Source organism: Actinokineospora baliensis (assembly GCF_016907695.1).
Lineage (GTDB): Bacteria > Actinomycetota > Actinomycetes > Mycobacteriales > Pseudonocardiaceae > Actinokineospora > Actinokineospora baliensis.
In genome coordinates, this window is the sequence record NZ_JAFBCK010000001.1 from 1,184,249 (window position 1) to 1,199,274 (window position 15,026).

Consider the following 15,026-nt stretch of genomic DNA (forward strand, 5'->3'; position numbering starts at 1 on the left):
TCTCATGCCGCCCCGCCGCCTCACAGCGCTACCTGGCCAGGTCAGCCGAAGCCGCGGTTGTCCTGCTTGAGCGCGGTGTCGACGGTGAGCGCGGAGGCCACGACCATGCTCAGCAGCGGGTCCTGCAGCTGCCGGTGGATCTGCAGCACGTAGTTGTCCGCGCTGGTGAACAGGGTCTTGGCGATGCCCTCGAAGGTCTTGGTGATGCGGGCCACCTCGGCGCCGGTGTGGTCGAGGATGGCGAAGTTCCAGGCCCGCCAGTTCTCCGCCTGGATGCCGCCGATCTCCTGGCCGCCGACCACGAAGCCGAAGCGGATCTTGCCGAAGACGTTCTGCTGGACGATCTCGCCGATCGGCGCGCCGTCGCCGCGCTCGACGATCATCCGGGACTTCACGAACTTGGCCGGGCGGGTCAGCCGCAGCACGGTCAGCCCGGTGAGGTCGCGGACCTCGAGCTTGTGGGTGAAGAACTGGTCGTAGCTGCCGAGGAAGCGGACCGCCTTCTTCAGCGCGCTCTGCCCGACCTGCACCACCGCGCCGAGCTGGCGGCCGTGCTGGTCGAACACCGAGTACTCGTTGCTCATCTCGATGAGCTTGACCTTCTGGTTGACCACCAGCACCGGCTCGCTGAACAGCGTCCCGCCGCCCTGGCCGACCTGGCCGACGCCTGCGCGGCGCTGCTGCTCGCGGATCTTGTTGGGGTCGGCGGGGCCCTGGCCGAGCGGGATCTCCCAGTCGCTGGCGTCACTGCGCTGCGGTGCCTGCTGGGTGTGGTTGGTCCACTGGGTCCCGTCCCACCAGCGCACGGTGGGCGACCCCGGGCTCTCGGGGTACCACCCGGGCTGCGGATTCGTCATGGCGCGGAGCCTAACCCCGGTCGCGGCCCGCGGCGGCCCGCTTGCTCAGGAACCGCAGCAGACCCCTGGGCAGGAGTTTCGTCACACCCAGCAGCGTTTTGTACTGGATGCCCGGAACCGACCGGTCCTGGTTGCGCCGCAGGTCCGCCAGGGCGTCGGCGACGACCCGGTCGGCGTCGAGCCATAAGAAGTCCGGCAGCGAGTCGATGTCGTCGCCCGCCCGCTCGTGGAACTCGGTGCGGGTGAAGCCCGGGCACAGCGCGACCACCCGCACGCCGGTGCCCGCGAGGTTGGCGGCCAGCCCTTCGGACAGGGCGGTGACGTAGGCCTTGGTCGCGCCGTAGGAGGGTCCGGTGGTCGGGAAGAACCCGGCGATGCTGGACACGTTGATCACGCCGCCGTGCTTGCGCGCGAGCATCCCGGGCAGCGCGGCCCTGGTGAGCCGCATGACGGTCGTGACATTGACGTCGAGTTGGTTCTGCAGCCAGTCGGGGTCGGCCTCGGCGAAGGCACCCCTGGTGCCGAACCCGGCGTTGTTGACCAGCAGGTCGACCGGCCGCTCCGCGTCGGCGAGCCTGGTCTCGACCCGCTTGCGCGCCCGGGTGGTGGACAGGTCGGCGGTGAGGGTCTGCGCGGTGACCCCGTGCGCGGCGGAGAGCTCGGCGGCCACCTGCTTGAGCCGCTCGGTCGTCCTGGCCACCAGCACCAGGTCGTACCCGTCGGCGGCCAGCCTCCTGGCGAAGGCGGCCCCGATACCAGCGGTGGCCCCGGTGATGAGCGCGGTCGGCATGGCGCCAACCTACCGAGTGGTAACCGGTGTCGGGAACCGCTACTGGTCAGTCGCCTTGGCGCTGGGCTCCGGCGCGTCGACCGGCCGGTCGGCCACCGGGGCGTCGAACGGGTCGACCACGTCGGCGATCTCGCCGACCCCGCGCAGCAGCCGCTCCAACCGCGACGGGCTCGACCCCGGCGCGGCCGCGGCCAGCACCCACCCCGCCTCGATCCAGGCGACGGCGATGTCCTGGCCGATGTCCTCGGTCGCGTCCACCAGGTCGGGGGTGATCAGCGCCCGCGCGGCGGCGATGTCGGAGACGAAGGCGTAGCGCTGGCCGACCGGGCCGAGCAGCTCTGGCATGTGCTCGCGCTGGAACGGCGTGCTCGGCACCCACAGCTCCAGCACCACCGGGTGCGTCCTGCGGCACTGCACCGCGGCGATGACCACGTTGACCCGGCCACCAGCCTCCAGGTCGAACACGTAGACCTTGCGCCGACCGTCCGAGGTGAACGTGGTGCCCGCCACGACGTCCCTGGCCACGCCATCGCCGTAGTAGGCGATCGCGCCGCCCGCCCACTGCTTGGGCAGCACCGGGTCGACCTCGGCGAACTGCCACCCGCGCAGTGCCGCCCAGCGCCGCCGCTCCCGGTTCCGGGAGGTCAACACCGCCCGGTCGCGCAGCAGGAACAGGCCGCCCGCGACACCCGCGACGACCGCGACAAAGAACCAGACCCACGCGGGAACACCCACGTAGGGCAGCGTAGTCGCCACAGCCGCGTCTTCAAGATCACGGGCCAACTTCGCCCCGGGTGTCGCGTCAGCGGTGCCAGTGCACCCGGGTCACCCTGGGCGCGACCAGCAGCTGTTCGAACAGCCGCTCCTGCTCGACGAGCCTGCGCCGGTACTCGAAGACCACGCTGTTGACGCTCGTCCCTGGCGCCGACCGGTGCTGGTAGGGCGGGTCGGGGTCGTGCGCGGGCCACTCGGGCACCAACTCGATCGACGACGCCGCCACCTCGGCGTACGGGGTCACCACCTGCTCGCGCCACACGTCCTGGTCGGGCGCGATCGCGTCGAGCGCGGCGGCGGCGCGCAGCAACATCTCGCGGACGTCGCCAGCGGCACCCCGCCAGAGACTCTCGTACCGGCGCCGCTCCGGCGGGTCCGCCGGGTTCCACAGGTGCGGCAGCTGGTGAACGAACGAGTTGTGCCCGTCGGCCCGCCTGACCACCCCGTCGTGGATCTCCAGCACCGCCCGCCACGCGGCCGCGTCCTCGCCGACCCGGTCGCCGAAGCGCCGCGCGGAGTCGCCGGTCCAAAAGTTGGCGACGAGCTTGCCGACCCGGTCGGAGCCCTCGGCGAGCGGCTCGCGCTGGGCGACCAGGGTTTCCAGCAGGTTGCGCACCCAGTTCGGGTTGCCGGGTGACCGGGCGGCGTCCTCAGTGGTCAATGTCGCGCACCGCCCGCCACACGCGCTCGTCGGCCTCGCGGTAGGCCTCGGCGGTGTCCGACAGCGTCGCCGAGATCTCGTCCAACCCGCCGCACAACCTGTCCTTGGCCGCGCGCAGGCTGCGCAGGTAGACCACGACGGCGTCGCCGATGGGGTCGGCCGTCGGCCACTGCTCGGCGTCCACCCCGTACTTCCAGGCGATGTCGCCGCGCACCTCGTCGGCCAGCGCGGCGGTCGAGCCGGCCAGCCGGGCGATCTCGTCGAGGTCGGCCTCGAACTCCTCAGGCACCGCGCACCTCCCGAAGGGCGGCCAACTCGGCCGCGGTCCAGAACTCGCCCGCCCCGACCGGGGCACCCGGCCCGGCGGGCGGGTTCAGCGCCAACCCGATGCCGTGCTCCACCAGCACCTCGACCACCCGGTACCCGGGCTCGGCCATGTCCCGGTTGCCGATGGGCGACCCGACCGCCTCGCGGTACTCGCGCAGCTGCGCGGCGCCGGTGAAGGCGCAGAGGTACTCGCCCAGGTCGGTGTGGACGGTGACCAGGTCATCGCCCTTGGTCGCCTCGAAGTGCAACTGCCCGCGCAGCGCCAGAGCGGCGAACTCCCGCCTGCCGCCCCCGGCGAGCAGCCGGGTGAGGTCGGTGCTGTGCACGACCACCAGCGCCGGGGGCGCCCCGGCGCGCTCGTCGCGGGCGTACTCGGCCTCCAGCGCCGCCTGTTCCCGGATGACCCCCTGGTCGGGGACCGGGAACGGCTGGTCGAGCGCGAACCGCATGCGCTTGCTGGTGAGCTCGGACAGCTTGCTGTTGAGCGTGCTGACCGCGAGCCGGTGCCGCTCCCCGAACACGGCGATGCGGTTGGTGAGCGCCAGCGGCGTCAGCGTCGGGTCGCGCTCGATGTTGTAGGCGGCCGAGAGCAGCACCTGGTCACGCGCCTGGCTGAAGGTGCGCTTGATCAACCGGTCCAGTTGCCAGGCGGCGGTGGCGAGCACGACGTGGTGACCACCGCCCAGGTCGACGTGCATCCGCCTGGCGAGGTCGGCGTCGATCACCTCGGCCAGGTCGTCGCGGCGCACCCCGCGCTTGCGCCGCAGGCAGGACTCGACAGCAGGCAAGACCATCGGGTTCCCCTTCCGGAACAACGCACGCGAAGAACGTCCAAGTGAATGCCCAGACAGCACTGTAGCGGATCTTCCGAATCCGCGAAGAAGACGTTTGATACGGCGTACGTAGTTCGCCGAACTTGCCGCGAACTTGCCATCCGGATATCAGCCAGTCAGCCGACTTGCCGAGGACTTGCCGCCCCCTAGCAGACTTGCCGACGACCTGCCACACGACAAATCCATGACACGTTCGGCACGTCAGGGGCAAGTTCTCCACATCGCCCACACATGCCGCTCACAAGCGGATCGACTAGCCGAGGATATGCCGCGTGTTGCCCCGGGCTAGCCGAATCAATGCTTGTCGAAAATGCGATCGGCGCGGTTGAGTTAATGCACCGACCAACCCCGATGGAAAGCGGTGCGAAGTGCTGCTGATATTCCTCACCAGTTACCTGTTCGCGGGTTTGACGACCTATCGGCTCGTCGGCGTCGTCGTGCGCTCGACCAGCACCAACCACCGCAAGGACGCGATCCGGCTGATCGGGTTGATCTGGAGCGGCAGTTCGCTCGGGCCGGGGGTCGTGCTCGCGGTGCAGCGGGCGCACGAACTCGTCGCGCTGTTCTGAAAGGACAACAGCCGCCCTCCTGGGAGGGCGGCTGTCGCGTTCTCGGGTGATCTTTTAGGCGTTGACCACCGTCAGCCCGGAGCTGTCGTCGTTGACGTCGACGACGACGGTGTCGCCGTCGCGGATGGTGCCTGCCAGCAGGGCCTTGGCCAGCTGGTCGCCGATGGCCGAGGAGACCAGGCGGCGCAGGGGGCGGGCGCCGTAGACGGGGTCGAAGCCGTTGAGGGCCAGCCAGTCCCTGGCGGCGTGCGAGACGTCGAGGGTGAGCCTGCGGTGGGTGAGCCTGCGGGCGAGCTTGCCGACCTGGATGTCGACGATGGCGGTCAGCTCCTCGGTGGCCAGGGCGTGGAACACGACCACGTCGTCGAGGCGGTTGAGGAACTCGGGCTTGAAGTGCCGCTGCACCACGGCCATCACCGCGTCGTGGCGGCCGCGGTCGTCGAGGTTCGGGTCGGTGATCGACTGCGAGCCCAGGTTCGAGGTGAGCACCAGGATCGTGTTGCGGAAGTCGACCGTGCGGCCCTGCCCGTCGGTGAGCCTGCCGTCGTCGAGCACCTGCAGCAGCACGTCGAACACGTCCGGGTGCGCCTTCTCGACCTCGTCGAGCAGCACCACCGTGTACGGCCGCCTGCGGACCGACTCGGTCAGCTGGCCGCCCTGGTCGTACCCGACGTACCCGGGCGGGGCGCCGACCAGGCGGGCCACCGAGTGCTTCTCCGAGTACTCGCTCATGTCGACGCGGACCATCGCGCGCTCGTCGTCGAACAGGTACTCCGCCAGCGCCTTCGCCAGCTCCGTCTTGCCGACGCCGGTCGGCCCGAGGAACAGGAACGACCCGGTGGGCCGGTCCGGGTCCGACACCCCGGCCCGCGCCCGCCGCACCGCGTCGGACACCACCCGCACCGCCTCGGCCTGGCCGATGACCCGCGCGCCGAGCTCGTCCTCCATCCGCAGCAGCTTCTGCGTCTCGCCCTCCAGCAGCCGCCCGGCCGGGATCCCGGTCCACGCCGACACCACCTCGGCGACGTCGTCGGCGCCGACCTCCTCCTTGAGCATCACCGCCTGGTCGGCCGCCGCGGTCGCGGCCGTGGCCGCCTCGAGGTCCTTCTCCAGCGCGGGGATCCGCCCGTACCGCAGCTCGGCGGCCTTGCCGAGGTCGCCGTCGCGCTCGGCCCGCTCCGACTCGCCGCGCAGGCCCTCCAGCTGCTCCTTGAGCTGCCGGACCCGGTCGATGGAGCCCTTCTCGTTCTGCCAGCGGGCGGTCAGCGCGGAGAGCACCTCCCGCTTCTCGGCGAGCTCGGCGCGCAGCGCGGACAGCCGCTCCTTGGAGGCGAGGTCGTCCTCCTTGGCCAGCGCCATCTCCTCGATCTCCAGCCTGCGCACCGACCGCTCGACCCCGTCGATCTCCACCGGCCGCGAGTCGATCTCCATCCGCAGCCGGGACGCGGCCTCGTCGACCAGGTCGATCGCCTTGTCCGGCAGGAACCGGGCGGTGATGTAGCGGTCGGACAGGGTGGCCGCGGCGACCAGGGCGGTGTCGGTGATCCGCACGCCGTGGTGCACCTCGTAGCGCTCCTTGAGGCCGCGCAGGATGCCGATGGTGTCCTCCACCGACGGTTCGCCGACCAGCACCTGCTGGAAGCGCCGCTCCAGCGCGGCGTCCTTCTCGATGTGCTGGCGGTACTCGTCGAGCGTGGTGGCGCCGACCATCCGCAGCTCGCCGCGGGCCAGCATCGGCTTGATCATGTTGCCCGCGTCCATCGCGCCCTCGCCGGTGGCGCCCGCGCCGACGATGGTGTGCAGCTCGTCGATGAAGGTGACCACCTGACCGGCGGAGTCGGTGATCTCCTTGAGCACCGCCTTGAGCCGCTCCTCGAACTCGCCGCGGAACTTGGCGCCGGCCACCATCGAGCCCAGGTCGAGGGAGACGACCCGCTTGCCGCGCAGCGACTCCGGCACGTCACCGGCGACGATCCGCTGCGCGAGCCCCTCCACGATCGCGGTCTTGCCGACACCGGGCTCACCGATGAGCACCGGGTTGTTCTTCGTGCGCCGCGACAGCACCTGCACCACCCGGCGGATCTCGGTGTCGCGGCCGATCACCGGGTCCAGCTCGCCCTTGCGCGCCCGCGCGGTCAGGTCGACGCCGTACTTCTCCAGCGCCTGGTAGGTGCCCTCCGGGTCGGGGCTCGACACCCTGGCCGAGCCGCGGACCTTCGCGAACGCCTCGCGCAGCGCGTCCGGGGTGGCCCCGTGCCTGCTCAGCAGCTGGGACACGTCACCGCCCTCGGCGGCCAGGCCGACGAGCAGGTGCTCGGTGGAGACGTACTCGTCGCCCATCTCGGTGGCCAGCTTCTGGGCGTGCGTGATCGCGCGCAACGCCTGCTGGGACAGCCCGGGGGAGGAGACGGTGGCTCCCGTCGCCGACGGGAGCGCCCTGACCAGCGGTTCCAACTCCTTGCGGATCTGGTTCGGGTCGACGCCGACCGCGGTCAGCAGCGGCGCGGTGAGGCCGTCTGCCTGGTCGAGCAGGGCGGTGAGCAGGTGCACCGGGCGGATGTCGGGGTTGCCCGCCGCCGATGCCGCCTGCGCGGCCGTCGAGATCGCCTGCTGGGTCTTCGTCGTCGGGTTGAACGCGTCCATCTCCCACCTCGGGTCGCACCTGCTCGGAACCTGCCACCACGGACAACGTCAGGAAAGTTGAGTCAGTTCCGCTCAAGTGCATCGTGGCGCAGAACTCACCCGGCGGGTGAACGCCAGACGTACGACTACCCGAACGCGCGGCGCTGTCGCCCGGTCGAGCGGTCACCCACATGTCGCAACCGGTCTATCCACATCAGTAATCCACTTGTCCACAATCCCCAGGTGGTTGTCCACAGGCGGTGGACAGATCGGCCCGGTACCGGGGTCACCCCATTGTGGTTGCGCCGCGCGGGTGGTGACCAGGGCGTATCCGATCACCGCGCGCGGTCGGTCAACCCGGGTTAACAACGGGCTACGAGACGCCGGTCACAGGTCGCTGTTGAGCCTGCCGAGCAGCCGGGAGAACTCCTCGATGTCCTCGGTCGGCCAGTCCGACAGCGTCGCCCGCAGCCGCACCCGGCGGTCGGCCCGCACCTCGGCCAGCCGGGCCGCGCCGGTGTCGGTCAGCTGGACCAGCCGGGCCCTGCCGTCCGACGGGTCCGCGACCCGCTCGATCAGCGCCAGCTCCTCCAGCCGGGCGATCTGCCTGCTCACGGTCGACTTGTCGAGCCCGGTCAGCTCCACCACGTCCGCCGCCCGCACCGGGGCGATCCCGCTCAGGTGGACCAGCAGCGCGTACGAGGCGCTGTCGAGACCGGGGTGCACCTGCGAGGCGAAGGTCAGCGAGAGACTGCGCGCCCGGCCGAACAGCTTCGACAGCTCCCGTTCCAGGTCCTGCGCCGCGGTCTCCCGGCCATCGGTGCCCGTCCGTCCCTCCGCCACCAGCGTCCCTTCGTCGAACCAGCCAGCGGAACGCTAACCGGACATCCCCGGCACCCGGGGCAGCTGGCACAAGGGTCTCATCAAGCGGGCACCCTGGCGTGCAGGTAGGTCTCGTCGACCAGGACGACGACCCAGCCGCAGCCGGTGAACCGGGACGGCAGGAACGGGTGCGCCGAGCGCAGCCACTCGTCGCCGACGACCGCAGCGTGCCCGTTGACGTGGACCGCGCGGCGACCGTCGACGAGCACCACGCTGATCCGGGGGTTCACCGCGAGGTTGGCCAACCCCGGCATCGGCTCCACCTGGGCGCACGCGAGCCTGCGGTCGTCGAGCACGTGCACGAACCCTGGCGGCCCGCAGAACAGCGCGAAGTCGCACTCGCCGTCGGCGTCGGCGGTGGCGAGGAAGACCCGGTCCATCCGGGTGATCAGTTCGACCATCGGGGCGGTGAGCCGGTCGAGGACCGGTTGTCTCGGCGGCAGCGGCTCGCGCGGACCCGGTGTCGGCGGGGTGGCGGGCGGTGCCTCGGCGAACCCGAGCCGCAGCAGGTCGGTGGGGTGGGAGTCGGTCGTCACGGGCGTCCACGGTGGCACGCCGGCGCCGCGTTGCGTAGCCCACGCGGACGATGTACCCCATTGGGAGGAGAACCCTGTACGCGGAGTCAGCGAGAATGACACAAAGGTGTGAGAAACGCCGTCAACCAGCCAAATCAGGTCTACTGTCGACACCGTCGGGGGATGAATGCGTGAGTACCGTCGAGCGCACGGTGAGAGCACGAGAGGTGGAGTCGACTCCCCGATCATGACAGCCAACGCAGTGGTGAGCCCGATCCCGGCCTCGCAGCACCGAACCGAGTCGCCCACCGCCGTCTCCACCATGGTGCGGCTGGTGCGCGACAGCTTCGCGGCCGTGGAACCGCAGGCCGACCAGGTCGCCCAGTACTTCTACGGGATGCTGTTCAGCATCGAACCGAGCGCCAGGGAGATGTTCCCGGCGAACATGCAGGTGCAGCGGTCCCGGTTGCTGCGCGCGCTGGTGCACTTCGTGCAGATGGTCGACCGCCCCGACGACCTCGCGCCGTTCCTGCACCAGCTCGGCCGCGACCACCGCAAGTTCGGCGTGATCAGCTCGCACTACGAAGCCGTCGGCACGGCGCTGATCGGCGCGGTCAAGCGCTACGCGGGCCCGGCGTGGACCGACGAGGTCGAGCGGGCCTGGGCCGAGGCGTACACGATCATGGCGCGGACCATGCTCGACGCCGCGGCCGCCGACGAAGGCCCGGCGTCTTGGCCCGCCCGCGTCGTCGACCACGAGCGCCTCGGCTGGGACCTCGCGGTGGTCCGCGTCCAGCCCGACCACCCCGTCCCCTACCAACCGGGCCAGTACGTCAGCGTCGAGGTACCGCAACGCCCCCGCCTGTGGCGCTACCTGTCCCCGGCCAACGCCCCCCGCTCCGACGGCATCATCGAGTTCCACGTCCGCAGCGTCGACAACGGCTGGGTAAGCCGAGCCGTCGTCGCCCACACCAACATCGGCGACACCTGGCGCATCGGCCCCCCCATGGGCAGAATCGGCGTCAACCGCAAGAAGGACCGCGATGTCTTGATGATCGCAGGCGGCACCGGCGTCGCCCCGATGCGCGCGATCATCGAGCACATGGCCCAATGGGGCCACAACCCCCGCGTCCACCTCTTCAACGGCGGCCGCAAACGCGAAGACCTCTACGACCTGCCGCACCTGCAGAACATCGCCGCCTCAAACCCCTGGCTCACGGTGACCCCGGTGGTGGAAACCGAACAAGGCCCCGGCTACGAACACGGCACCCTCGCCGACATAGTCACCCGCAACGGCCCCTGGCCCGACCGCGAAGTCCTCGTAGCAGGCTCCCCCGCCATGATCCGCTCCACCGTCTCCCGCATGCTGGTGGCCGGAACCCCCCTCGACCACATCACCTACGACCCCTTCACCCTGGACTAGCGCAAGGGGCAAGGGAAAAAGGGGATCGACCACCCAACCCGACCACTGGACACTCGGAACCCGAGGTGCCAACTGCTCGATGGGGCGGACTTGTTTGCGTGGGGTGGCGGCAGTCGTAGCGTTCTGCGCGGACAGGGCCACGCTTTTCGGCCCCCGCCCCATCGAGCACCCCGCACCACAACGGGCCGTGTCGCAATGCCGAAGGCGAGCCGACCCCGAAGCCGCCGGTGCCAACCAACCCACCGAGCCGACCCCGCCAGCTCAACCACTGGACACTCGGAAGCCGTCCACCCCAAATGCTCGATGGGGCGGACTTGTTTTGCGTGGGGGAGCGGCAGTCGTAGCCTTGCCTCGCTGCAGGGCCATGCTTTTCGGCCCCGGCTTTTGCGGTCCTGCCACGGCTGGTGCAGGGGCCCCGCGCAAAACAAGTTCGCCCCATCGAGCACACCGCACCACCCACGGATCCAGCGCAATGCCGCAGGCGAGCCGAAGATCCGATGCAATGCCGAAGGCGAGCCGACCGCATTGGCCCGCTGCCGAGCTACCGCTTCTGCGGCCGCCACACCACCAACGCCGTCTGCTGCCGCACCGGCACCAAGTCCCGCCGATACGACTGGTGCACCGCAGCCGCAGCCTGCTCCGCCGCCGCATAAGCCGCTGCCAGCTCCTCCGACAGCTCCACCACCCGCGACCGCAGCGCGTCGACCTCGTTCTCCAGCTCGATGATCCGCTTGATCCCCGCGAGGTTGACCCCCGCCTCCTGCGACAGCCGCTGCACCTCCCGCAGCAGTGCGATGTCGCGCATCGAGTACCGCCGCCCCCCGCCGGAGGTCCGCCCCGGCGACACGAGCCCTTGGCGGTCGTAGCTGCGCAGGGTTTGGGCGTGCAGGCCGGACAGTTGCGCTGCCACGGAGATGACGAAGACGGGGGTGTCTTCGTCGGTGCCGGGGGGGAAGGGGTTCACGACTGCCTCGCCTTCTGGACCAGGGCGGTGAGGTCCGGCCTGGGGTCGAAGTCGGTTGTGGCCTCGGTGTAGGCCGCCAGGGCGGCTTTGGCCTCGTCGTTGAGGTCGGTGGGGACGGCCACCTGGAGGGTGACCAGCAGGTGGCCGGATTGGCCGTCGCGGCGTTGGACGCCCTTGCCGCGCACGCGCAGGACGCGGCCCGAGGTGGTGCCGGGGGCGACCTGCAGCGAGACCGAACCGTCCAATGTGGGCACTGTGAGGGTGGTGCCCAGCGCCAGTTCCGGGTAGGTGACCGGGACCTTGAGGGTCAGGTCGTTGCCCGCGCGGCCGAACACCGGGTGCGGGGTGACGTGCACGCGGACGTACAGGTCGCCGGAGGCGGCGCCGTTGCGGCCGGGTTCGCCCTGGCCCGCGAGGCGGATCCGCTGGTCGTCCTCGACCCCGGCGGGGATGCGGACGGTCAGCTTGCGGGTCTTGGTGTTGACGCCCTCGCCGCCGCAGTCGGGGCAGGGGTCGTCGACGATGCGGCCGGTGCCGCGGCAGTCGCGACAGGGCTCGCTGAAGGCGAAAGCGCCCTGGCTGCGGCTGACCAGGCCGACACCGCCGCAGTTCTGGCAGGTCTTCGGGCTGGTGCCCGGGCGAGCGCCCGACCCGTGGCAGGTGTCGCATGTGGACGGACTGGACAGCCGCAGCGGGACCGTCGCGCCCTGGACCGCTTCGACGAAGTCGAGGCGGACGTCGGTTTCCACGTCGGCGCCGCGCCGGGGGCGGGCGGTGGTACCGCCACCGCCGCCCCTGGCGCGGTTGAACAGGTTGCCGAACAGGTCGCCGAGGCCACCGCCGCCGCCCGCGAAGCCGCCGCCCTGCTGGCCGAACGCGTCACCGAAGTCGAACCCGGACCCGCCGCCGAAGCCGCCCCTGCCGAACATCGAGCGGGCCTCGTCGTACTGCTTGCGCTTCTCCGGGTCGCCGACCACCCCGTACGCCTCGGACACCGACTTGAACCTGGCCTCGGCGTCGGCGTTGCCGGGGTTGGCGTCGGGGTGCAGCTCGCGGGCGAGCTTGCGGTAGGCCTTCTTGACCTCCGCGTCCGGGGCGTCGGAGGAGACGCCCAACTCGCGATAGAAGTCCTTCTCGATCCAGTCCCTGGCGCTCACGGACGTCCCCTCCTCCCTCAGTTCTCTTCCGCTGCCGCCGGGGCGGCCTCCGCGTCGGTGACCGCGACCAGCGCGGCCCGCACGACCCGGTCGCCGAACCGGTAGCCGCGGCGCAGCACCCCGGTCACGGTCGGACCGGACACCTCGGGCGAGGTGTTGTGCTGCACGGCCTCGTGCACCGACGGGTCGAACGGCTCGCCCTCGTGGCCGAACGGTTCCAGCCCGGTCTTCTGCAGCGAGTTGGTCAGCTTCTCCGCGACCGCCTTGAACGCCCCGGTCAGGTCGCCGTGCGCGGCGGCCCGCTCGACGTCGTCGAGCACCGAGAGCAGGTCGGTGACCACCGCGGCCTTCGCCGAGGTGACCACCTGCTCCCGGTCGCGGTCGACCCGCTTGCGGTAGTTGGCGTACTCGGCCTGCAGCCGCTGCAGGTCCGCGGTGCGCTCGTCGAGCTGGACCTTCAGCGCCGCGGCCGGGTCGAGCTCCGGCTCGACGATCCCGGTGACGACCACCTCCGGGTCGACCTCCGGGGTGGACGGGGCGTGGGTGCCCGCGGGCACCTCGGCGTCGGGGCGGACCTGCCCGGTGTCCGGGTCGATCCGCCGCCGGTCCCGCACCACGACCTGGGGCTCCTCAGCGGGGTCGCCCGTGTGCTGCTCGCTCACTCGGTCACCTCACCCGTGTTGGCGGTCCAGGTCACTTCTTGTCCTCGTCGACGATCTCGGCGTCCACCACGTCGTCGGCGCCGTCGGCCTTGGCCTGCTGGCCCTGGCCCGCGCCGGGGGCACCCTCGGCGCCGTCGGCGGGCGCGCCGGTGTTGGCGTAGAGCGCGGAGCCCATGGTCTGCGACTCGGCGGCCAGCTTCTCCATCGCGGACTTGATCGCGGCGATGTCGGTGCCCTTGAGCGCCTCGTTGGCCTCGGCCAGCGCGGCGTTGACCTTCTCCTTGGCCTCGGCCGGGATCTTCTCGTCGTTGTCCTTGACGAACTTCTCCGTCTGGTACACCAGCGACTCGGCCTGGTTGCGGACCTCGGCCTCCTCGCGGCGCTTGCGGTCCTCCTCGGCGTGCGCCTCGGCGTCGCGGACCATCCGGTCGATGTCGTCCTTGGGCAGCGCGGAGCCGCCGGTGATCGTCATCGACTGCTCCTTGCCCGTGCCCAGGTCCTTCGCGTTGACGTGCACGATGCCGTTGGCGTCGATGTCGAAGGTGACCTCGACCTGCGGCACACCGCGGGGGGCCGGGGGCAGGCCGGTCAGGTCGAAGGTGCCCAGCTTCTTGTTGTCCGCGGCGAAGTCGCGCTCGCCCTGGAACACCTGGATGCCGACGGTGGTCTGGTTGTCGTCGGCGGTGGAGAAGATCTCCGAGCGCTTGGTGGGGATGGTGGTGTTGCGCTCGATGAGCTTGGTGAACACCCCGCCCTTGGTCTCGATGCCCAGCGACAGCGGCGTGACGTCGAGCAGCAGGACGTCCTTGACCTCGCCCTTGAGCACACCGGCCTGCAGCGCGGCGCCGACCGCGACGACCTCGTCGGGGTTGACGCCCTTGTTCGGCTCGCGGCCGCCGGTGAGCTCCTTGACCAGCTCGGCGACGGCGGGCATCCGGGTGGAGCCGCCGACGAGCACCACGTGGTCGATCTCGCCGACCGAGACCCCGGCGTCCTTCACCACGTTGTTGAACGGGGCGCGGGTGCGGTCGAGCAGGTCGGCGGTGATCCGCTGGAACTCGGCGCGGGTCAGCGTCTCGTCGAGGAACAGCGGGTTCTTGTCGCTGTCGACGGTGATGTAGGGCAGGTTGATGGTGGCGCTGTTGGAGCTCGAGAGCTCGATCTTCGCCTTCTCGGCCGCCTCGCGGATGCGCTGCAGGGCCATCTTGTCCTTGGTCAGGTCGATGCCCGAGGACGCGCGGAACTTCTCCACCAGCCAGTCGACGATGCGCTGGTCCCAGTCGTCGCCGCCGAGGTGGTTGTCACCGGAGGTCGCGCGGACCTCGACGACGCCGTCGCCGATCTCCAGCAGCGACACGTCGAAGGTGCCGCCGCCGAGGTCGAAGACCAGGATGGTCTGCTCCTTGGCGCCCTTGTCCAGGCCGTAGGCCAGCGCGGCCGCGGTGGGCTCGTTGACGATCCGCAGCACGTTGAGGCCCGCGATCTGCCCGGCCTCCTTGGTGGCCTGGCGCTGGGCGTCCTCGAAGTACGCCGGGACGGTGATGACCGCGTCGGTGATCGTCTCACCGAGGTAGGCCTCGGCGTCGCGCTTGAGCTTCATCAGCACCCGGGCGCTGATCTCCTGCGAGGTGTAGGCCTTATCGTCGATCGGCTCGGTCTTCCAGCCGGTGCCGATGTGCCGCTTGGCCGACCGGACCGTCCTGTCCACGTTGGTGACGGCCTGGTTCTTGGCGGGCTGCCCGACCAGGACCTCGCCGTTCTTGGCGAACGCCACGATGGACGGGGTGGTCCGCGAGCCCTCCGAGTTGGCGATAACCGTCGGTTCACCGCCTTCGAGGACGGCGACGACGGAGTTGGTCGTCCCCAGGTCGATGCCGACCGCTCGCGCCATGTTTTCCTCCTGATAGTGCTGTGCCTGTGGGTGTCGACCCGCCTGGGTCGTGCGAAGTTGAGCCTACCGGACTGAACTCTGGAACTTGAGCCCGACCCG

15 protein-coding genes are annotated in these 15,026 nt (G+C 70.6%); 2 read left to right on the plus strand and 13 right to left on the minus strand.

Annotation, left to right across the window (positions count from 1 at the left end):
- Positions 1-41 precede the first annotated feature (41 nt).
- The 6 genes from JOD54_RS05415 to JOD54_RS05440 form a co-directional block, all read right to left on the minus strand.
- The gene (locus JOD54_RS05415; protein WP_204449474.1) at positions 42-857 is read right to left on the minus strand and encodes an LURP-one-related family protein; all 816 of its coding nucleotides are present in this window, start codon (positions 855-857) and stop codon (positions 42-44) included.
- 10 nt (positions 858-867) lie between these two features.
- Entirely contained in the window at positions 868-1,647 is a 780-nt protein-coding gene (locus JOD54_RS05420) for an SDR family NAD(P)-dependent oxidoreductase (RefSeq protein ID WP_204449475.1), read from the minus strand.
- 39 nt (positions 1,648-1,686) lie between these two features.
- Positions 1,687-2,382 carry a TtfA family protein gene (locus JOD54_RS05425; RefSeq protein ID WP_204449476.1) on the minus strand — a complete coding sequence of 232 codons (696 nt, stop codon included), beginning with the start codon at positions 2,380-2,382 and terminating at the stop codon, positions 1,687-1,689.
- A gap of 67 nt (positions 2,383-2,449) precedes the next feature.
- Complete coding sequence (locus JOD54_RS05430) at positions 2,450-3,082, minus strand: hypothetical protein (RefSeq protein WP_204449477.1); 633 nt, start codon at positions 3,080-3,082, stop codon at positions 2,450-2,452.
- Positions 3,072-3,371 (minus strand): hypothetical protein, encoded by a 300-nt coding sequence (locus JOD54_RS05435; protein ID WP_204449478.1) that lies wholly within the window; start codon positions 3,369-3,371, stop codon positions 3,072-3,074. Before JOD54_RS05435 ends, JOD54_RS05430 begins: the two co-directional genes overlap by 11 nt.
- Entirely contained in the window at positions 3,364-4,203 is an 840-nt protein-coding gene (locus JOD54_RS05440) for a hypothetical protein (RefSeq protein WP_204449479.1), read from the minus strand. Before JOD54_RS05440 ends, JOD54_RS05435 begins: the two co-directional genes overlap by 8 nt.
- A gap of 407 nt (positions 4,204-4,610) precedes the next feature.
- On the opposite strand from JOD54_RS05440, the gene JOD54_RS05445 reads away from it, so the two are divergent.
- Positions 4,611-4,811 carry a hypothetical protein gene (locus JOD54_RS05445; RefSeq protein WP_204449480.1) on the plus strand — a complete coding sequence of 67 codons (201 nt, stop codon included), beginning with the start codon at positions 4,611-4,613 and terminating at the stop codon, positions 4,809-4,811.
- Positions 4,812-4,865: 54 nt separating this feature from the next.
- Here the strand turns inward: JOD54_RS05445 and clpB are convergent, their stop codons facing one another.
- The 3 genes from clpB to JOD54_RS05460 form a co-directional block, all read right to left on the minus strand.
- Positions 4,866-7,454, minus strand: coding sequence for an ATP-dependent chaperone ClpB (gene clpB, locus JOD54_RS05450; RefSeq protein ID WP_204449481.1), 2,589 nt, complete (start codon positions 7,452-7,454; stop codon positions 4,866-4,868).
- Between the two features lie 366 nt (positions 7,455-7,820).
- Positions 7,821-8,276 (minus strand): MarR family winged helix-turn-helix transcriptional regulator, encoded by a 456-nt coding sequence (locus JOD54_RS05455; RefSeq protein ID WP_204449482.1) that lies wholly within the window; start codon positions 8,274-8,276, stop codon positions 7,821-7,823.
- 80 nt (positions 8,277-8,356) lie between these two features.
- The gene (locus JOD54_RS05460) at positions 8,357-8,851 is read right to left on the minus strand and encodes a pyridoxamine 5'-phosphate oxidase family protein (protein WP_204449483.1); all 495 of its coding nucleotides are present in this window, start codon (positions 8,849-8,851) and stop codon (positions 8,357-8,359) included.
- A gap of 226 nt (positions 8,852-9,077) precedes the next feature.
- On the opposite strand from JOD54_RS05460, the gene JOD54_RS05465 reads away from it, so the two are divergent.
- Positions 9,078-10,253: an FAD-binding oxidoreductase gene (locus JOD54_RS05465; RefSeq protein WP_239573291.1), complete on the plus strand. Its 1,176-nt coding sequence runs from the start codon at positions 9,078-9,080 to the stop codon at positions 10,251-10,253.
- 541 nt (positions 10,254-10,794) lie between these two features.
- On the opposite strand, the gene JOD54_RS05470 is transcribed toward JOD54_RS05465, so the two are convergent.
- Genes JOD54_RS05470 through dnaK form a run of 4 tightly spaced genes read right to left on the minus strand, consistent with a single transcriptional unit; the run spans position 10,795 to position 14,927 of the window.
- Positions 10,795-11,217 (minus strand): heat shock protein transcriptional repressor HspR, encoded by a 423-nt coding sequence (locus tag JOD54_RS05470; protein ID WP_204449484.1) that lies wholly within the window; start codon positions 11,215-11,217, stop codon positions 10,795-10,797.
- Complete coding sequence (gene dnaJ / locus JOD54_RS05475; protein WP_204449485.1) at positions 11,214-12,374, minus strand: molecular chaperone DnaJ; 1,161 nt, start codon at positions 12,372-12,374, stop codon at positions 11,214-11,216. The genes JOD54_RS05470 and dnaJ overlap by 4 nt, the downstream gene beginning before the upstream one ends.
- Positions 12,375-12,391: 17 nt before the next feature.
- On the minus strand, positions 12,392-13,036 hold the full coding sequence (gene grpE, locus JOD54_RS05480; protein ID WP_204449486.1) for a nucleotide exchange factor GrpE: 645 nt from the start codon (positions 13,034-13,036) through the stop codon (positions 12,392-12,394).
- Positions 13,037-13,067: 31 nt separating this feature from the next.
- On the minus strand, positions 13,068-14,927 hold the full coding sequence (gene dnaK / locus JOD54_RS05485; RefSeq protein ID WP_204449487.1) for a molecular chaperone DnaK: 1,860 nt from the start codon (positions 14,925-14,927) through the stop codon (positions 13,068-13,070).
- Between the last annotated feature and the right edge of the window lie 99 nt (positions 14,928-15,026).

Bases quoted from the DNA above. Each gene is read 5' to 3' on its own strand.
- JOD54_RS05415 (WP_204449474.1), bottom strand. From the start codon at position 857: ATGACGAATCCGCAGCCCGGGTGGTACCCCGAGAGCCCGGGGTCGCCC.
- JOD54_RS05420 (WP_204449475.1), bottom strand. From the start codon at position 1,647: ATGCCGACCGCGCTCATCACCGGGGCCACCGCTGGTATCGGGGCCGCC.
- JOD54_RS05440 (WP_204449479.1), bottom strand. From the start codon at position 4,203: ATGGTCTTGCCTGCTGTCGAGTCCTGCCTGCGGCGCAAGCGCGGGGTG.
- clpB (WP_204449481.1), bottom strand. From the start codon at position 7,454: ATGGACGCGTTCAACCCGACGACGAAGACCCAGCAGGCGATCTCGACG.
- JOD54_RS05465 (WP_239573291.1), top strand. From the start codon at position 9,078: ATGACAGCCAACGCAGTGGTGAGCCCGATCCCGGCCTCGCAGCACCGA.
- dnaK (WP_204449487.1), bottom strand. From the start codon at position 14,927: ATGGCGCGAGCGGTCGGCATCGACCTGGGGACGACCAACTCCGTCGTC.